This is a genomic window from Porphyromonas endodontalis ATCC 35406 (genome assembly GCF_000174815.1).
Classification (GTDB): Bacteria; Bacteroidota; Bacteroidia; order Bacteroidales; family Porphyromonadaceae; genus Porphyromonas; species Porphyromonas endodontalis.
In genome coordinates this window covers 43,176-61,522 of the sequence record NZ_ACNN01000012.1, presented here as the reverse complement: position 1 = coordinate 61,522, position 18,347 = coordinate 43,176, and the positions used below count along the sequence as shown (strand labels likewise).

At 47.0% G+C, this 18,347-nt stretch carries 19 protein-coding genes and 1 pseudogene; 16 read left to right on the top strand and 4 right to left on the bottom strand.

Features of this window, described 5'->3' with window-relative positions; genetic code table 11:
• Window positions 1-28 precede the first annotated feature (28 nt).
• The 4 genes from POREN0001_RS02675 (at window position 29) to POREN0001_RS02655 (ending at window position 4,668) form a co-directional block, all read left to right on the top strand.
• Window positions 29-1,306, top strand: a complete 1,278-nt coding sequence (locus POREN0001_RS02675) for a radical SAM/SPASM domain-containing protein (RefSeq protein WP_004332856.1) — start codon at window positions 29-31, stop codon at window positions 1,304-1,306.
• Between the two features lie 4 nt (window positions 1,307-1,310).
• Window positions 1,311-3,521 (top strand): peptidase domain-containing ABC transporter, encoded by a 2,211-nt coding sequence (locus POREN0001_RS02670; protein WP_004332886.1) that lies wholly within the window; start codon window positions 1,311-1,313, stop codon window positions 3,519-3,521.
• Window position 3,522: 1 nt separating this feature from the next.
• Complete coding sequence (locus tag POREN0001_RS02665; protein WP_004332865.1) at window positions 3,523-4,017, top strand: hypothetical protein; 495 nt, start codon at window positions 3,523-3,525, stop codon at window positions 4,015-4,017.
• 282 nt (window positions 4,018-4,299) lie between these two features.
• Entirely contained in the window at window positions 4,300-4,668 is a 369-nt protein-coding gene (locus POREN0001_RS02655) for an RteC domain-containing protein (RefSeq protein ID WP_083797826.1), read from the top strand.
• A gap of 63 nt (window positions 4,669-4,731) precedes the next feature.
• Here the strand turns inward: POREN0001_RS02655 and POREN0001_RS09530 are convergent, their stop codons facing one another.
• From POREN0001_RS09530 to mobA, 4 genes are all read right to left on the bottom strand, one after another.
• Window positions 4,732-4,935 (bottom strand): hypothetical protein, encoded by a 204-nt coding sequence (locus tag POREN0001_RS09530; RefSeq protein ID WP_004332841.1) that lies wholly within the window; start codon window positions 4,933-4,935, stop codon window positions 4,732-4,734.
• Between the two features lie 304 nt (window positions 4,936-5,239).
• A complete protein-coding gene (gene mobC / locus POREN0001_RS02645; protein ID WP_004332845.1) occupies window positions 5,240-7,252 on the bottom strand; it encodes a conjugal transfer protein MobC in 2,013 nt (670 codons plus the stop codon).
• A 13-nt stretch (window positions 7,253-7,265) separates the two neighbouring features.
• Complete coding sequence (mobB, locus tag POREN0001_RS02640; protein ID WP_004332893.1) at window positions 7,266-8,495, bottom strand: conjugal transfer protein MobB; 1,230 nt, start codon at window positions 8,493-8,495, stop codon at window positions 7,266-7,268.
• On the bottom strand, window positions 8,480-8,893 hold the full coding sequence (mobA, locus tag POREN0001_RS02635; protein ID WP_040580303.1) for a conjugal transfer protein MobA: 414 nt from the start codon (window positions 8,891-8,893) through the stop codon (window positions 8,480-8,482). Before mobA ends, mobB begins: the two co-directional genes overlap by 16 nt.
• A gap of 367 nt (window positions 8,894-9,260) precedes the next feature.
• On the opposite strand from mobA, the gene POREN0001_RS09360 reads away from it, so the two are divergent.
• The 12 genes and pseudogenes from POREN0001_RS09360 (at window position 9,261) to traJ (ending at window position 18,334) form a co-directional block, all read left to right on the top strand.
• Window positions 9,261-9,431: a hypothetical protein gene (locus tag POREN0001_RS09360; protein WP_157597626.1), complete on the top strand. Its 171-nt coding sequence runs from the start codon at window positions 9,261-9,263 to the stop codon at window positions 9,429-9,431.
• A 229-nt stretch (window positions 9,432-9,660) separates the two neighbouring features.
• Complete coding sequence (locus POREN0001_RS02625; RefSeq protein ID WP_004332926.1) at window positions 9,661-10,443, top strand: ParA family protein; 783 nt, start codon at window positions 9,661-9,663, stop codon at window positions 10,441-10,443.
• The gene (locus tag POREN0001_RS02620) at window positions 10,427-10,855 is read left to right on the top strand and encodes a DUF3408 domain-containing protein (protein ID WP_025002766.1); all 429 of its coding nucleotides are present in this window, start codon (window positions 10,427-10,429) and stop codon (window positions 10,853-10,855) included. Before POREN0001_RS02625 ends, POREN0001_RS02620 begins: the two co-directional genes overlap by 17 nt.
• Before the next feature lies 1 nt (window position 10,856).
• A complete protein-coding gene (locus tag POREN0001_RS02615; protein ID WP_040580296.1) occupies window positions 10,857-11,231 on the top strand; it encodes a DUF3408 domain-containing protein in 375 nt (124 codons plus the stop codon).
• Window positions 11,228-11,815 carry a hypothetical protein gene (locus POREN0001_RS02610; protein ID WP_004332878.1) on the top strand — a complete coding sequence of 196 codons (588 nt, stop codon included), beginning with the start codon at window positions 11,228-11,230 and terminating at the stop codon, window positions 11,813-11,815. Before POREN0001_RS02615 ends, POREN0001_RS02610 begins: the two co-directional genes overlap by 4 nt.
• Before the next feature lie 29 nt (window positions 11,816-11,844).
• Window positions 11,845-12,585 carry a ParA family protein gene (locus POREN0001_RS02605; RefSeq protein WP_004332747.1) on the top strand — a complete coding sequence of 247 codons (741 nt, stop codon included), beginning with the start codon at window positions 11,845-11,847 and terminating at the stop codon, window positions 12,583-12,585.
• A pseudogene (locus POREN0001_RS02600) lies at window positions 12,573-13,143 on the top strand (conjugal transfer protein). Before POREN0001_RS02605 ends, POREN0001_RS02600 begins: the two are co-directional and overlap by 13 nt.
• Before the next feature lie 172 nt (window positions 13,144-13,315).
• Complete coding sequence (locus POREN0001_RS02595; protein WP_004332848.1) at window positions 13,316-13,615, top strand: DUF4134 domain-containing protein; 300 nt, start codon at window positions 13,316-13,318, stop codon at window positions 13,613-13,615.
• A gap of 4 nt (window positions 13,616-13,619) precedes the next feature.
• A complete protein-coding gene (locus tag POREN0001_RS02590; protein ID WP_004332846.1) occupies window positions 13,620-13,997 on the top strand; it encodes a DUF4133 domain-containing protein in 378 nt (125 codons plus the stop codon).
• Window positions 13,994-16,480 carry a TraG family conjugative transposon ATPase gene (locus POREN0001_RS02585; protein WP_004332768.1) on the top strand — a complete coding sequence of 829 codons (2,487 nt, stop codon included), beginning with the start codon at window positions 13,994-13,996 and terminating at the stop codon, window positions 16,478-16,480. Before POREN0001_RS02590 ends, POREN0001_RS02585 begins: the two co-directional genes overlap by 4 nt.
• Window positions 16,481-16,628: 148 nt before the next feature.
• Window positions 16,629-17,258: a DUF4141 domain-containing protein gene (locus POREN0001_RS02580; protein WP_077110496.1), complete on the top strand. Its 630-nt coding sequence runs from the start codon at window positions 16,629-16,631 to the stop codon at window positions 17,256-17,258.
• 2 nt (window positions 17,259-17,260) lie between these two features.
• Window positions 17,261-18,334 carry a conjugative transposon protein TraJ gene (gene traJ / locus POREN0001_RS02575; RefSeq protein ID WP_040580292.1) on the top strand — a complete coding sequence of 358 codons (1,074 nt, stop codon included), beginning with the start codon at window positions 17,261-17,263 and terminating at the stop codon, window positions 18,332-18,334.
• Window positions 18,335-18,347: the final 13 nt, after the last annotated feature.

Sequence of the window (18,347 nt, the reverse complement as noted above, 5' to 3'; positions counted from 1 at the left end):
CGTCCTTTAGAAAAAACAACAATAGATTATGAAATACAGTTTATACAATACGCATTTTCCCTATAAGCAGCACATAGTCATATGCAATACTATCACATTAGGATATATTGTGCTAACCCAAGATTTACATAATCTTATTGTAGAATTGCAAGTGGAAGAATTGCAGAAAATGCATAATTCATTGTATGTAGCTTTTATCGACAAAGGAATTATTATAGAAGATTCTGTAGATGAGCACTTAAAACTAAGAGAGATTGAGAATAGTGCGGACTTTAGCAAGGACTCTTATCACTTAATTATCAATCCAACTCTTGATTGTAATTTCAAGTGTTGGTATTGTTTCGAAAACAAACATAAGGGGTCCGTTATGTCTGAATCTGTTTTGACAAATGTTTGTGCACATATTAGGAGGATTCTTAAAGAGCAGGACTTAAAAAAGTTTACTCTGTCTTTTTTCGGGGGAGAGCCTTTGCTGTACTATAAACGAGTGGCTTTTCCCTTAATCCAAGAATTGAACAAACACAAAAAAGACGTCATTGCAAATATTCATTTTACAACAAACGGTTTTTTATTGTCAGAGAAAATAATTACACAGATGAAATTGTTGGGTGTTTCGAGTTTACAAATTACTCTTGATGGAGATAAAGCACATCATGACAAAACTCGTTATGGAAATTCTGGAGGCTCATTTGATAGAATTATGTCAAATATCCAACTAGCGATAAACAACAATATAGATGTTATTGCACGGTTTAATTTCACTAAAGAGAATATTTGGGGAATTCATTCTGTGCTAGAAATATTATCTTCTTTCTCAAATAAAGAAAGGATTACTATTGCCATCAATCGAGTTTGGCAAGATGAAGATGAAAAATGCAGCATATCCCAAAAGAAGAAAATAGATGATGAAATAGACCGAATAAAAAGAAGCATTATAGAATTAGGGATGCAAGATGTCCCTAAAGAATTAGGGATAGCGTTTGTAAATTCTTGCTATGCAGATAAAAAGAATGAGAGTCTCATTAATTATGATGGTAATGTTTTCAAATGCAATGCTCGTGATTTTACAAAAGAAAGGCAGTTGGGAAAATTGATGCCCGATGGGAGTATACTATGGAATGAAAAAGAGTCTGTATGGATGGCAAGCAAGTTAGATGATCCAATTTGTCTAAAATGTTTCCTTGTTCCTATTTGTGGTGGTGGATGTAGGAGAATATTATTTGAGACAAGTGGACGACATTATTGTTTATACAATGACGACATAGAAGAGAAAAACAAAGTACTACTGGAATTATTAAAATCATAGAACTATGCGTATAACCCAACAACAAGATGCTATGGATTGTGGACCTTCTTGTTTGGTAATGATTGCCAAGTATTATGGGGTTCAAAAGAATATTGAGACAATACGGCATACTTGTGCATTAGGGAAGGATGGTGTATCTCTTCTTGGTATAAGCAAGGCTGCGGAAGAAATCGGCTTCAAAACTATTGGAGGTCGATTAGATTTTGATACTCTTGCTCAAAAAGTTCTTTTGCCTTGTGTCGTTCATTGGAACCAAAACCACTTTGTTGTTGTCTATAAGGTCAAGAAACATCGGAAAGGACATTATACAATCTATGTAGCAGACCCAGGGAAAGGACTTGTAACATACAGTAAAGAAGAGTTTTGCGGGCATTGGATAAGTACCAAAACTGAAGGCGAGGAAAAAGGTGTTGCCCTTCTTCTTGAACCAACAGAGCAGTTCTATGCTCATACAGATACAGAAAAGGCTTCAATACAGAATCGAGCAAAGTATCTGTGGAGTTACCTCAAAAAATACAAACGCTTCTTCCTCCAATTGATATTGGGCTTATTGCTTGGCTCGCTCCTGCAACTCATTTTTCCATTCCTTACACAGGCTATAGTAGATACAGGTATTGGAGGAAAGGATATAGGCTTCGTGTGGCTCGTGCTGCTGGCCGAAATGATGTTACTATTCAGCCGTACTGCCATTGACTTTATTCGATCTAAGATACTCCTGCATATTTCAACTCGAATTAACATCTCCCTTATTTCGGATTTCTTTATCAAGCTGATGAAGCTACCGATGAAGTTCTTTGACACTAAACTGATGGGCGATCTTTTGCAACGCATCGAAGACCACCATCGGGTGGAGCAGTTTTTGACTTCAAGTAGTCTGAGCTTACTTTTTTCTTTCTTTACTTTCCTTGTTTTTGGAGTAGTTCTTACCGTCTATAATCTCGGTATCTTCTTCGTCTTCCTCTTGGGAACATCACTGTATGCAGGTTGGATTATTCTCTTTCTCAAAAAGCGTAGACAGCTGGACTATAAATACTTTGAGCAATCAGGACGCAATCGAAACATCACCTATCAGCTCATCAATGGAATGCAAGAAATCAAACTGCAAGGATGTGAACAACGTAAAAGATGGGAGTGGGAAGACGTACAAGCAGACCTATTTAAGGTCAATCTGCAAACCCTTAACCTGCAACAGATTCAGCAGGTGGGGAGTATTACTATCAACGAAGTAAAAAATATTCTTATCACTGTTTTGGCAGCTACGTCTGTTATACAAGGCAATATGACCCTTGGTATGATGTTGGCAGTGCAATACATTATCGGGCAGCTTAATAGCCCTGTAGAACAACTTATTCAATTCATCTATTCTTGGCAGGATGTGAGTATCAGTTTGGACCGTATGAATGAAATACATACCGAGACCAACGAGGAAAATGCAGAGAGGACACGGAATAACTATACCGAAGAGTCTACAGATGGGCATTCGATCGCCATCAAAGACCTCTCTTTCAAATATGACATATATAGCCCTAAAGATATTCTTTCGAACATCAATCTTTCCATTCCCAACGGCAAGGTTACAGCTATCGTTGGGGCTAGTGGAAGTGGAAAAACCACTCTCATAAAACTCCTATTGGGATTCTATGAACCATTGAATGGGAGTATTCAAATAGGTACTACCAATCTGAATGAATTCAATCTCGGCTGGTGGAGAAGCCAATGCGGAGCAGTGATGCAGGAGGGGTATCTCTTCTCGGATACCATCGCAAGAAACATCGCCATATCAGACGACGAACCCGACATCGAACGCATCCGCCATGCAGCTCGTGTAGCAAACATAGCAGATTACATCGAAGCCCTACCTTTAGCTTACAATACTATGATAGGGCAAGACGGACAGGGTATCAGTCAGGGACAACGACAACGCATCCTCATTGCGAGAGTCGTTTACAAGAACTCGATGTTCGTTTTCTTGGACGAAGCGACTAATGCCCTTGATGCCAACAATGAGCGAGCCATCACCGAAAATCTGTCAGATTTCTATGAAGGGAAAACCGTAGTTGTCGTGGCACACCGCCTTTCCACCGTCCGAAATGCCGGCCAGATCGTGGTTTTGGATGAAGGAAAAATTGTAGAGGTGGGAACACACGAAGAACTGACAGCAAAACGAGGTAAATATTTCTCCTTAGTGAAGAATCAATTGGAATTGGGCAACTGATATGGAAAAAGAAAAGAAACAAGAACGAAATTTTGAGCTTCGTAGCGAAAAAGTTCGTAGCATTGTCGGAGAAATTCCCTCCTCATTGGTTCGCTACGGCATTACCGCTATCGGGGTGGTACTGCTTTTTCTTTTTGCTGTAGCCTATTTCCTGCCTTATAAACAGGTCTATTCCGGGACAGCAGTTATACATGACATTGCTTGTGAACAGAAAACGGACACTACGGAAATAAATGTACTGCTAAAATTTGGAGAAAAGCGTCCCAATATACTTACTGAGGAAGTATCCATTGATTTTCAATCGGCTGTAGAAGTAGCAAATGGAAGCATTCTATCTCTTTCGATGGAGCGTGATACACTTGGTCGGCAAAAGGCTTTTTGTCGTGTACCCTTACAAGCTATGCAAAAGATGGAGCATAGTGAAGTTGATTTTATATTGACACTCCAATCGGGCAACTTATTAAGTCGTTTTTTCTCTGAATTCACGGGGAAATAACTATCTTATATAACCTTCAACTCAGGGCAAATCTCAAATACATTAATGATATGAAAAGACTAACCCAAACACATTCGTTTAAGACTCTTTCGAAGAAAGAGTCCACTGCCTCACAGATACGTAAGGCAACTGATGAGTTGATTGAAAAAACAATTGAATTGAGCGATTCGGGAATTGATGCAACTTTCCTCTTTCGCACTATAAGCTACACGCGATTCATACTCCAAGTTCTCCAAAAAAAATCATCCCGGAAATTCTTTTGTCCAAGACTGCTTCCATGAATTGCAGCAAGTCCTTTCCACTGAGTTGGAGATTTTAGAGAAAGGTTTGAGAAAAAAAGATTTTTTCAGACCTCCTGTTCAGGCGAGATCGTCAATCTGTTGGACCGGAAAAATTGTAGACTTAGTAGAATTACTCTATGCCCTTGATACTTGCAACTGCATCAATAATGGGGAAATCGGTGTGGAGGAATTGGCAGAAGCTCTTTCCAAAATCTTCGGAGTGGAAATCAAAAACTGCTTCAGTGCTTATATTGATATGAAACGCCGCAAGGCTGACAGCCGTACCTATTTCCTCGATGAACTTCGAGAGAAATTGAATAGGCGAATGGTCGAAAGCGATCTGAAAGGAGGGAAATACAAAAAGAGATAACAAACACGGGAAACTTTCCTCACAATGGAAGGAAGTTTCCCGTGTTATTCTATATAGTTTATATCAACGGAAGGCTTTAATAACCCGTATAACAGCCCACAAACAAGTAAAAGGAGCGGTGAAAACACCGATGATGACAAAGAGGAGGAGTTTGAAGATATAGTAAAATACCCATTGCCAGTTTGTTCCTGCAATCATTTTATAGGGAATGAACTTCTCAGCGAAGAGATAGCCTGACCATATCGCCATCAGCACATATCCGGACATCCATCTCATATCCTCAAAACCTTTGGTCGCTAAGAAATTCCATCTGAAACCTATGACAAACAAGGCGATGAGAAACAACAGACTGAAGATGCTTCGCCAAATCTCACTACGTTTTCTTTTCTGAAAACAAGGTGTACAGAGTATCGGCTGATACCTTTCCGCACATTCTGAGCATAGTCCTTTCCCGCAATCTGAGCATTGGGCAACTGCCGGTTCTTGGGTATGATTAAAACAATTCATAGTGTAATCAATTAGCGTGTTCAAAAATACAAAAATCCTGCCTTAGAGCCAAGAAAAACAACCGTTATTTCTTGGTATTGAGTAGTTTGGAAAGTTCCGGATCATCGGCAATCCGCTGCAACTCCCGTTCCACGATTTCCCGCACCTCCGTCTTGACATGGTCATAGTTCGCCTTGATTTCCTGCTCCATCATATCCTCTCCGTTTTCATTCGTGAAGTCTGTCAGAATGGGTATCGGGCGGTAAGCAGCCGTTTCCTTTGCAACTTTCGCATTGTCCACTACAATCTCACAGTGGAATATCTTCTGCTCGATACGTTCGGAGAAGTTGTCGGCAACTGCTCCCACGAACATACCCTGTGTGAGCGTGGAAATCTTGCTCTGCGGAATCAGGCTGTCCATCTGTGTGGAGATGGAAGTGGTCTTATCGCTACGGGTGATGCTCATGCTCTGTCGTTTCTGAAGCACCTTGCCAAACCTCTCCGAGAGCGTCTTTGCCGTTTCGCCGACCACCTGACCGGAGAAAATGTTTCCGACAGTGTTCATCACCACGGCAGCTTCTTTGTCTCCATAATCCCGCTTCAACTGTGAGAAGTCCTGAAAGCCCAAGCATACCGCCACCTTGTTGCTTCGTGCGGTGGCTATCAAGTTGTCCAATCCCTTGAAGTATATGGTGGGCAGCTCGTCGATGAGCACGGAACTTTTCAGCATTCCTTTCTTATTGATGAGCTTGACAATGCGCGAATTATACAACCCCAATGCTGCTCCGTAGATATTCTGTCTGTCAGGGTTATTCCCTACACACAGGATTTTAGGCTCTTGGGAATTATTGATATCCAGTGTAAAATCATCTCCTGTCATAATCCAATAGAGCTGCGGACTTATCATCCTTGACAAGGGTATCTTGGCGGAGGCTATCTGTCCCTGCAACTGGTCAGCCGCCCCTCCGAGCCAAGCATCCATGAAAGGAGAAAGATAGTTCTCCAATTCAGGATATGAGGTGAGTATCGGAAAAATATCCTCGTACTTGCGGCATAGAAACTCTATGGCATGCGGAAAGGTGCAGTATTTCCCTCCCTCGAAAATGCGGAGATACCAAATGATGGCGGCAAAAAGGACGATGGGAGATTCTACGAAGAAATCACCCTGCTTCTGTACCCATGTCTTGTTTAGGTTGAGCATAATCGTATAAGCCGATTCATAGGCATCCGATATGTCGCTCATAAAGTCGGGGTGTATCGGGTTACAGCGATGCGACCGACGAGGGTCATCGAAGTTGATCACGTAAAACTTCGGCTTAACCCTATATCCTTCCGAATGATGCAGCAGATGGTTGTAAACAATCGTGGAGAGGTCGGGATACTTGAAGTCGTAACAGTAGATGGCAAATCCTTTCTCGATTTGCTGTTTGATGAAATTATTGATGATAGCATAAGACTTACCGCTACCCGGCGTTCCCAATACGGAGACAGCTCGGAAAGGATTGACCACGTTTATCCAGCCCCTGTTCCATTTCTTGCGGTAATAGAATCGGGTCGGCAGATTGACCGAGTACTCGTTTTCCAAAAGTCTTGTTTCTTGCATAAAGGATTCGTTCTCCTGATTGAAGACATCCTCCATCAGGTTGTTCTTCAAGAGTCGGCTCATATAGAGTCCCGCCATCAGCAGACAAACATAGCCTACGGTTATCGTAAAAGTATAGAGAGCCGCGTTCGCCTCTATGGGCAGAGGCAAGGCGAGTATCCACCAATTGAGGAAGAAAAAGACAAAGCCGGCGCCCATGAATGCCCATATCTTCGACCAAGTGATATGCTCCTCTTTCACACCTTTCGTACCCAGACATGAAAGCCCCATCAGTACCAGCGCAAAGAGTTTGGTGTAAAGCATATTTCCAAATAGTCCCGCCGTGCGATGGAAATTCATCAGTATCCTATCTACCACTCCGATATTCACGCCCCATAGCCGTATCGTTTCATAGCAATACCAATAGAGATGGACAACCACCAGTATGATACTTACGGCACGCAGAAAATCCATGATTTTCGCCAGTGCTCTCAAATCGTCTTCTTGTTGTGACATGATCTTTCTGTTTTTAGAGTTTACGTTGTTTTCTTTTCTTGCGCTGCATCCGTCTGCGGAACTGCTCTTCCTCCCAATCCGTTCCGTGTGTCTCCAAGGGCAGGTCAAGTAAACCGCCCAAGACGGAATCTCCGTCCGAAGTCTGAGTTTGGGGAATACTGCCTTTCTCACTCTGCTGTATAGGAGCAGACAGTTCGGGATGCGGGCGGTCGAACCACTCGGCAACGGCGTTTGCCGAAAGTTCCTTGCCCAATCGTGAGCCATTGACGACACAGCCGTTGTTATGGTCTATAAAGGTGACACCATAGAGCCGCCCTTCCTCGTTCTCTCGGAAGATGACATCAATACCCCTGCGATGAAGGTTCCCACTGAAATCCTCTTTTGTGGCAGAACGCCTCAATGCTTCGGCTACGACCGCTTTGGTCTTGGGGGCAAGATGCTTTTCTTTCAGTTTCTCCTTTGAAGCCTTGAAGCTTTTTTGCAAGGCTTCATATCCGACAGCCTTCCCGAAAAGGGAAGCCTTGAAAGGATTACCCACCTTCTTACCTTTATCATCGGTAGCAAAATAGACCAATCCGTTATAGGGCTTTCCATACATTTCCCCCTTGAGTTCCTCCACACATATATTATAGGTGGAGAGCAAAGCACGGTATTCCTTAAAACTCGGACAGTGGTAGAATTTCGCTGCCGGTTTGATAACCGAAGCCAATTGTTTTTTGATATTTCCCTCTTGGGGTTGGACTTTTTGCAGTCGAAAAGCCTCCTTTGCCCGTTGCCTCTCGGCAGGCAACAAGCCGTATTTCTGCTCTATCTCCCGTGTGATATGCTTACTCCTGTAGAAGTTGTTGCCATCGTTAATCTTCTTTCCTTGTTCATCGACGGCTAAGGTGACAATATGCAGGTGATGCCTGTCTATGTCCTCGTGTTTATACACGACAAAGGGCTGGTTGCCATAGCCCATCTTTTCGATATACTCCTGTACGATGGCAGAGAACTGCTCATCGGTGATTTTATCATCGGGATGCGGATTCAGAGAGATGTGTATAATAGGCTTTTTGGTATGAATCAGACTCGGCATATATGCCAGAAAGTCCTGCATACAAGCCGCAATATCGTGTGAGCCATCAGCAGAACAAAACACTTTGTTGGTCTCCAAAATCTTCGCAACACCCTCGTTTACCTTCTCTCCATTGTACGCCAACGCCCCGAAAAGGGAACTCCCATAGCTTATCTTTGCGACCATTTCTCTTGAAATTCACGGGTGAGTTGTACGATTTCACCTCCGATAGTCGCCAATTCGAGTGTCAGTTTCTCCAATTGGGCAAGCATGGCGAAGGCTTTTTTCTCGGTGAAATTGCTCTTTAAGGCAACCACGACTTGGTTGTAATTGACCCCTACGCTGCGAAACTGTCCGTACAAAGTCGTCAGTTTTTGATAGTAATCGAGCAACGAACGATCGACTTTTATCACTCGGAATGTCTCATTAAAGATTCTTGCTTTGATGAAAGCCGACTGACTTTGTACGCCCGCCGTTTCTTTCATGGAGAGAAATTCGGCAAATTCCATCGCCGTAAAATTGACTGAAACCCGTTTCTCGGTCTTCACTTTGGAGCTTATGCCCCGCATTTTCTTTTGTTTCATTTTCTACTTTGGATTTTAGTGTTTCACGGCATCACTGGCATTCGAGACAAGGCTTTCTCTCTTCCAAGAAAAAACGACTTCGGAGTTTTTTCAGCCCTCTCGGAGAGCAAGGGTTTTATGCTGCAAAAACGGAGTCGTGCTGCATAAAACATACCTTGCTATTTGCTCCGGCGCAAATAAATCCGTCTGCGAAGGACGGAAGTCGAGTCTCTCAAAAAAGAACGCTTCATGCCTCGAAAACTTCGGCTTACCGCTTGGGTGCAAAGTTACTAAGCCTTGTGCCTAAATCACTTACCTCTTACGGAGCCACAAATACGCAAATCAGAGCCACAAGTACGCAGTTAGCAAAAAGGGTGGGAAAAGAGCTTTGAAGGCATCTATATTTGCTCCGTCGAAGAGCAAATCGAAGATGTCCGCCATCGCAAAAATCCCTGATTGGGATGCGTTCCTTTTCGAGGGTATGTATAGCGAATACGTATGGAACTTCGACAATGCAATCGAAGGGATGTATCTGCGAACGACGGTACAATTGTCCTGACGCAGGCAGAGGGAAATCCGCGATGGGATTCCTGAATGAAGGGATGGACAACTCCACTTTTTATGCAGGCGAGGACAGCCGTCATCATCGGCATATATCCCTCTGCACAAACGGAGTTCCCCGAACGTCGGGACATCCGAACAGATGAGGAAGCCGGTATTGGAAAGAATCAACTGACACGGGCAGATTCCCGTGATGAAGCATATGTAGAACAAAACTCTAAAAGACAATGAAAAAGAAACCTGTTTTTATCGCCTTCTCCACCCAGAAGGGAGGCGTCGGCAAAACGACCTTTACGGTCCTGACGGCAAGCTATCTGCACTATGTCTGCGGATACAATGTGCTTGTTGTGGATTGCGACTACCCGCAGTTCAGCATCAACGAGATGAGAAAACGAGATGCCAAAGGCTTGGAAACGAACAGCTCGCTACAGGAATTGGCGGTCGCTCAATTCTCCCGGCTTCAAAAGCCTACCTACAACATTCTTTGTACGACCTCGGACGAAGCCATAGGCGTCGTACAGGATTATCTGGAACACAATGAATCGGAAACAGATTTCGTGTTTTTCGATTTGCCGGGCACCATCAACACGAGAGGCGTCATCGACACGCTTGCCGGTATGGACTACATCTTCACACCTATCTCTTCCGACCGTATCTCCTTGGAAAGCACGCTGAGTTTCTCCGCCGTTATCAAGCAGGCGGTCACTGACAATGCGGACACGGACAACAAGGGGATTTACCTCTTCTGGAACATGGTGGACGGCAGAGAGAAAACACCCCTCTATGCAATGTATGAGAAAGTCATTGCTGAGTTGGGACTTCCCATCCTAAAGACGGCAGTCCCCAACACGACCCGCTACAAAAAGGAGATCATGGATGAGGGTACGACCCTCTTCCGTTCAACTATCTTCCCCGCATCCCGAACGTTGCTCAGAGGCAGCCGCCTGAAAGAACTTGTGGAAGAAATCCTGTCCATTGTAAAATCTGAAGCGTATGGCAGAGAAGCATAAAGAAAAAATAAATCCTGATGCTATCAGGGAGCTGATCTCGCAAGGCATTCCCATGAGACGAAAAGATAGTTCTCCCTCTGCTTCTTGCGAGGAAAAGGAGTCAGTCGAGGAAACTCAGGAGGAAGAGAGAGAACTTTCCGAGGAGGTGAAACGGCCTCTTTCCCGTACACGTCGCAGAATACCGAAGGGGGACTATGAATCCTTGTTCATCTACCGCAACGACCTGAAAGACCGTAAGACCATCTATGTCGCCAGAGAATTGCAGGAAAAGCTGGCAGAGATAGTCATGTCGATGAAAAACAGGGAGATGACCATCGGAATCTATGTCGAGAACATCATCCTCCACCACTTTGAAGTCTATAAGGACGAAATAAACAGATTAAATGAACTCAAATTCAAAAAACTATTGTAAGATGAAAAAGCAAAACGTAAGACAGAATGCAGGGCAGACAGCCCGCATGGAAAACAAGAGTGTATCCTCCAAGGTGACCATCCGTAATTCCACCACGCTGATAGAGCGTTCGGAGACAGGAAAGGAAAAGCAGAAACCGGAAACAAACGATTACGAGGAGACCTTTCTGAAACGGCATATCATGGAAAAGGGAGTGTCCGTATATGTTTCCCAACAGATCAAAGATGAGATAGCCTGCATCGTGGGCACAATCACAGGCAACAGCCTGCCTCTCTCCGCCTACATCGACAACATCATCCGTCATCATCTTGACACCCATCGCGATGAGATAGACGCCTTGTTCGAGCAACAGTTCCGTAAACGTTTCGAGCGATGAAGCAGGTGATTGTCATTCTGCTGTCGGTCGGCTTAGCCTATCTCGGCAGCGTGCAGGTCACCCGCTTCCTGTACGGACGCTATCGGAGTGCCGTGAAACTCTATCGTGACTTGCGGCTCTTTTTCCGGGAACGGGGCAAGGGGAAATTCGTCGTTACCATCCGCATCCCCAAAAAGGGATCCTCCCAAGAGGAGAATATCCTTTTAGCCGAGTTGCCCATCGAAGAAGAGCAACAGGAACAGACGCCTGAAACGGGAATGTCGGAAGAAACCTCTCCTTTCATCCCCGAAGAAGAGGATTATGTATTGGTGGAAGTCCAAGGTGAAAGCCACTCCCTTTCGGAAAGTATCACCGTGGAAGAACTACAACAAATGGGCAATGTCCTCTCCTGCAAGAATGCTCCGATAGAAGAAGCTGCAAAAGCTGCCGAAACCATCTATAAGATACACGACTCCCCGATGTTCCAAGCGATTAAGAAAGCAGCCGGGGAACGTGTCCGCGAGCTGCTGGAGCGCGTTGCCGAAGAAGCTCCGAAAGAGGTTCACTCAGGCAGTTTCGATTACAAACGATTTATCAAGACATAGTATTCACCCACTCAAAGCAAAGAGAAAATATGAGTAAACCCATTTATCTTGCCATCGCTTCCCCCAAGGGAGGTGTCGGCAAAACCTCGCTTACGGTACTTTCCGCAAGCATTCTGCATTACCACAGAGGATGCAATGTCGCTGTCGTGGATTGCAACCATCCCGTCTATACCATCGCCCGTCTGCGACAGCAAGAGTCGGAAGATCTGAATCATCAAAGGCTGATGCGCCTGAAACATCGGACAGCCTATGCCCCTTATCCGATTATCTGCACTCCGGTGCGGGAAGCCCTGAACAGGGTGGAGCGACATTGTGCGGACAATCCCCCTCGCTGCATCCTCTTCGACCTCCCTCCATTGATGCGTACCGAAGGGACGGTGGAGCTGCTTTCAGCAATGGATGCCATCGTCTTTCCCGTTACGGGCAGTCCGATGGATATGGAAGCCGTCCGACATTTCATCGACATCTTGGGAGAGCAGATACAGACGATGGGCAAGGGCAATATCCGTGAGCTTTACCTGCTCCGCAATATGATACAGGCTTGGGAACGCGAGGATGCCGATGAACGCTGTCGAACCCTTGCCGATGAAACGGGAGCATTGCTGATGCAGACCTCATTGAGCCACTCCCGTTTGTATCGTCCGCTGCTTTCCGAGCATAGGAGAGGGGTCTGTACCCTCCTTCCGCCCTATGGAGGGAAGTTGAGCTGGCTCTGTAATCAGTTAGGTGATGAACTTCACGAAATCCTGCAACGCCTATGTACCGAATAGTCCTTGCCGCTCTCTTGCTCTATCTCCTGTGGCTATTTCTTTTTCTCTCGTATGAACGAAGAAAAAGGAAGAACAAGGCAATAGAAAAAAAGCCTTGCCAAACGGTCTCCGAAGCTGAAATCATCGGTAAAAGTCACTTCAAACTCAGCCATTCGAAGCCACAAGTACGCAGTTATCCAAAAGGCGAGGCAGAAGCAAAAAAGGCTTCTACATTTGCTGCTGAAAACGGACAAGATCCATCGGAAGATCCGGATGAACAGCCCGACATAGATGAGATTCCTTTAACGTATGAGTCCTCCGATTCTCCACCCTTTGAAGAGGAGGACGAGGAACTTCCCATACAGGGAGAAAGCGAATATGCCACGGGAATTGATTTTGAACGGGTGCTGGAAGCCTTGTCGGTCATTCACCGCCACGCCCACACCGAAGCAGAGCGACAGAGTACCGGCGATACGCTGAGAGCGTTGGAAGGAACCCGCCTGATGGAAACGCTCAGCCACGATCGATGAAATCGTCCGTGCCCGTTTCGAGGAGCTTTACAGCGGCGAAAAGGCGTAACGCCCCTTCCGAATGGTTTTGTCCCAATAGTATGAACCCTTTAATGCAACAAGCAATGAAAGAAAAAGAGTACGGCTGACCCCAAGAGAGCCACCACTAACATCCGAAAGTAACAACAGTATTCATCCGTCGGGAGGCCCTATCCAATCCTCTCGGCACAAAACAAAGACTTATGACCAAAAGACATTTTCTTATCGCAGCCGTTCTGCTGCTTTCCATTTCCTCTGCCTTTGCCCAAGGCAACGGCTTGTCGGGCATCAACCAAGCCACCAACATGGTAACGTCCTATTTCGACCCTGCCACGAAACTCATCTACGCCATCGGTGCGGTCGTGGGACTTATCGGTGGGGTAAAGGTCTATTCAAAGTTCTCGTCCGGAGATCCCGACACCTCGAAGACCGCCGCAAGCTGGTTCGGAGCCTGTATTTTCCTTATTGTGGCAGCCACCATTTTAAGAAGTTTCTTCCTCTAAGCCTATGGAGACCTATCCCATCAACAAGGGAATCGGTCGCTCGGTAGAGTTTCAGGGACTCAAAAGCCAGTATCTGTTCATTTTCGCCGGAGGGCTGCTTGCCCTTTTCGTGCTGTTTGTCATCCTCTATATGGTGGGTGTCAACCAATGGATCTGTATAGGCTTCGGAGGGACCGCCGCATCCGTTCTGGTATGGCAGACCTTCTCCCTAAACAGAAAGTACGGGGAACACGGGCTGATGAAGCGTTCCGCGCTGCACAGCCATCCCCGCTACCTCATCAACCGACGACGCATCCCCCGTCTCTTCCGCCATCGAGAGCGGAAAAGAGCGGTAACCCGACCGATGAAGAATCTGCAAAACAGAAAGGAGGAAAAGCAATGAGAAACCTATTGAAAGTCACCACGCTGGAGAACCGCTTTCCGCTGCTTGCCGTCGAAGAGGGCTGCATCCTCTCGAAAGACGCCGACATTACGGTCGCCTTTCGGGTCGAGCTTCCCGAACTCTATACAGTGACAAGTGCGGAGTATGCCGCCATCCATTCTTCTTGGGTAAAGGCAATCAAGGTGTTGCCGACCTACAGTGTCGTGCACAAGCAGGATTGGTTCGTCAAGGAGGGCTACCGTCCGGACTTGCAAAAGGAGGATATGAGTTTCCTCTCCCGCAGTTTCGAGCGACACTTCAACGAGCGACCCTTCCTGAATCACGCCTGCTACCTGTTCCTGACCAAGACGACCAAGAACCGCAACCGGCAACAGAGCAACTTCTCCACCCTCTGCCGGGGACATATCATCCCCAAGGAGGTACGGGACAAGGATACCGCCCGCAAGTTCCTCGAAGCCACCGGGCAATTCGAGAGGATTATGAACGAGTGCGGCTTTGTTCGCCTTACCCGATTGAGCGATGAAGAGATTGTCGGCACGGAAGAAAAACCGGGACTGATAGAGAAGTATTTCTCGCTGTCTCTCTCCGACACGACGGTCTTGGAGGACATTGATCTGAGAGCCAACCGGATGCGTATCGGCGACAAGCGGCTCTGCCTGCATACCCTCTCCGATACGGAAGACCTGCCCGGACTGGTCGGTACGGATATGCGCTATGAACGCCTGTCCACCGACCGCAGCGACTGCCGCCTCTCCTTTGCCGCTCCCGTGGGGCTGTTGCTGCCGTGCAGCCATATCTACAACCAGTATGTGCTGATTGACGACAGTGCGGAGAATCTGCAACGCTTCGAGAAGAACGCACGGAACATGCACTCGCTCTCCCGTTACAGTCGCTCCAATCAAATCAACAAGCAATGGATTGACGAATACCTGAACGAGGCACACAGCTTCGGGCTTACCTCCGTCCGCTGTCATTGCAACGTCTTGGCGTGGAGCGAGGACGAGGAGGAACTCCGCCGTATCCGCAACGACGTGGGCAGCCAACTCGCACTGATGGAGTGTAAGCCACGACACAACACGGTGGATGTGCCGACGCTCTTCTGGGCGGGCATTCCCGGTAATGAAGCAGACTTCCCCGCAGAAGAAAGCTTTTACACGTTCATCGAACAGGCGGTCTGCCTCTTCAACGAAGAGACCAACTACCGCGATTCGCTCTCGCCGTTCGGCATCAAGATGGCAGACCGCAGCGGCAAGCCCATCCATCTCGACATCTCCGACCTGCCGATGAAGCAAGGCATCATCACGAACCGAAACAAGTTCATCTTGGGTCCTTCGGGGTCAGGAAAATCGTTCTTCACCAACCACCTCTTGAGGCAGTATTGGGAACAGAACACCCATATTGTCTTAGTGGACACGGGAAACAGCTATCAGGGCTTGTGTGAGATGATACGCCACAAGACACGGGGTGAGGACGGGGTCTACTTTACCTACTCGGACGAGAGTCCCATCAGCTTCAACCCCTTCTACACGACGGATAAGGTATTCGACGTGGAAAAGCGGGAGAGCATCAAGACACTGCTGCTCACGCTGTGGAAGAAAGACAACGAGCCTGCCACCCGTTCGGAGGAGGTCGCCCTTTCCAATGCCGTGTCGCTCTTTATTGAGCGTATCAAGGCGGACGATGGTATCGTACCCTCGTTCAACAGCTTTTACGAGTATCTCACCACCGACTACTCGGCATTGCTCCGTGAGAAAAAGGTCAGGGAAAAGGATTTTGACTTGGCCAATTTTCTCAACGTGCTGGAGCCGTACTACAAAGGTGGCGAATACGACTACCTGCTGAACTCGGACAAGCAGCTCGACCTGTTGAACGCCCGCTTTATCGTCTTCGAAATCGATTCCATAAAGGATCATCCCATCCTTTTCCCCATTACCACCATCATCATTATGGAACTCTTCATCAACAAGATGCGACGTCTGAAGGGGATACGGAAAGTCATCCTTATTGAGGAGGCTTGGAAAGCGATTGCGTCCGCGAATATGGCGGGATATATCAAGTATCTCTACAAGACGGTAAGAAAATTCTTCGGTGAGGCGGTCGTGGTGACGCAGGAGGTGGATGACATCATCTCCTCAGACATTGTCAAGGAGTCCATCATCAACAACTCCGACTGCAAGATACTGCTTGACCAGCGCAAGTACATGAACAAGTTCGACCAGATTCAGGCACTCTTGGGACTGACGGACAAGGAGCGGGGGCAGATACTCTCCATCAACCAGAGCAACGATGCCACACGGTCGTACAAGGAGGTGTGGATCGGACTGGGAGGTGTGCAGTCTGCTGTCTATGCCACCGAAGTGTCGAAAGCCGAATACCTCACCTACACGACGGAGGAGACCGAGAAAATGCGCGTACTTGCCCGTGCCGAGCAACTCGGCGGGAATATGGAGCTTGCCGTCAGGCAGCTCGCCGAAGAAGAGTAATCAATGAATGTTTAACCGCGTAATACAACAAGTCCGAAAAATATGACGTCATATTTCAAGAAAACAGTCGACTGATTTTCAGATTTACTCGACTGATTTTTCCGAGTGGCTCGAACGGCATTGTATCCACGCAAAATCAATTCGTAAAATGAGAAAGAGAATTTTAATGCTTATGGCGTGCGGTTGCCTCTTGGCAGGCAGCGCACACGCCCAGTGGGTGGTCACAGACCCCACCAATCTTGCACAGAGTATCATCAACACGACCAAGGAAATCGTGCAGACCTCCAAGACGGTCAAGAACACGCTTGACAACTTCAAGGAGGTCGAGAAGCTCTACAATGAGAGTAAAAAGTACTACGATGCCCTGAAAAAGGTGAACAACCTCGTGCGGGACGCCCAACGGGTAAAGGAGACAATTTTGATGGTCGGAGAAATCTCCGATATCTATGTGAAGAACTACAAGAAGATGCTCTCCGACCCGAACTTTCGACCGGAAGAGCTGGTCGCCATTGCCAACGGCTACACCAAACTGCTCGGAGAAAGCAACAACCTACTCAAGGAACTGAAGCAGGTGGTGAACATCACCACGCTGAAGATGACCGACAAGGAGCGTATGGACGTGGTAGATCGCTGCTACAAGGAAATCAGGGACTACCGCAACCTTGTGCGTTACTACACGAACAAGAACATCTCCGTGAGCTATCTCAGAGCCAAGAAGCAGCAGGACACTGACCGAGTACTCTCGCTTTATGGAACGGATAACGAAAGGTATTGGTAGGTATGGGAGCGGAATTTGACAACCTGCATCAGGTGCTCCGTTCGCTTTACACGGAGATGATGCCGATGTGCGGTGACATGATTGGCGTCGCCAAAGGCATTGCGGGCTTGGGCGCACTCTTCTATGTGGCACTCAGGGTATGGCAGACACTTGCTCGTGCCGAACCCATCGACGTCTATCCTTTGCTCCGTCCGTTCGCTCTCGGTCTCTGCATCCTCTTCTTTCCGATGGTGCTGGAGACCATCAACGGCGTGCTTAGTCCCGTCGTGCAGGGTACGCACAAGATGCTCGAAAAGCAGACTTTCAGCATGGACGAATACCGCAAGTTGCGGGACAAGCTGGAATACGAGGCGATGGTAAAGAATCCCGAAACAGCCTATCTGGTGAGTAACGAAGAGTTTGACAAGAAACTGGATGAACTCGGTATCTCTCCCTCGGATATGGCGACAATGGCGGGAATGTACGTGGAACGCAGCATGTACAACCTCAAGAAATGGTTCCGCAATATGGTGCGGGAGCTCTTGGAACTGCTTTTCGCCGCTGCCGCCCTGCTCATCGACACGCTTCGGACATTCTTCCTGATTGTCCTCTCCATCTTGGGACCGATAGCCTTTGCCATCTCTGTGTGGGACGGTTTCCAAAGTACCCTAACACAGTGGTTCACGAGGTATATCTCCATCTATCTGTGGCTACCTGTGGCGGACTTGTTCAGTTCGATGCTGGCAAAGATTCAGGAACTGATGCTCAAACACGACATCACGCAGTTACAGAATGATCCCACCTATACGATAGATGCTTCGAATGGGGTGTACCTCGTCTTTATGATTATCGGTATCATCGGCTACTTCACCATTCCGACAGTTGCGGGCTGGGTGATACAAGCTGGAGGAGCAGGAAACTTCGGAAAGAATGTGAATTATGCCACCACCAAGGGCGCAGGCATCACGGGTGCTGTTGCCGGGGCCGCAGGAGGTTTTGCAGGCGGACACGGAAAACAAGTATTGCGCAGTACCGGACAAAAAGCCAAAGATGTGGCAGGACGACTGTTCCACAAGGGCGGCAATTCCCACGAATAATAAACAAGAATGA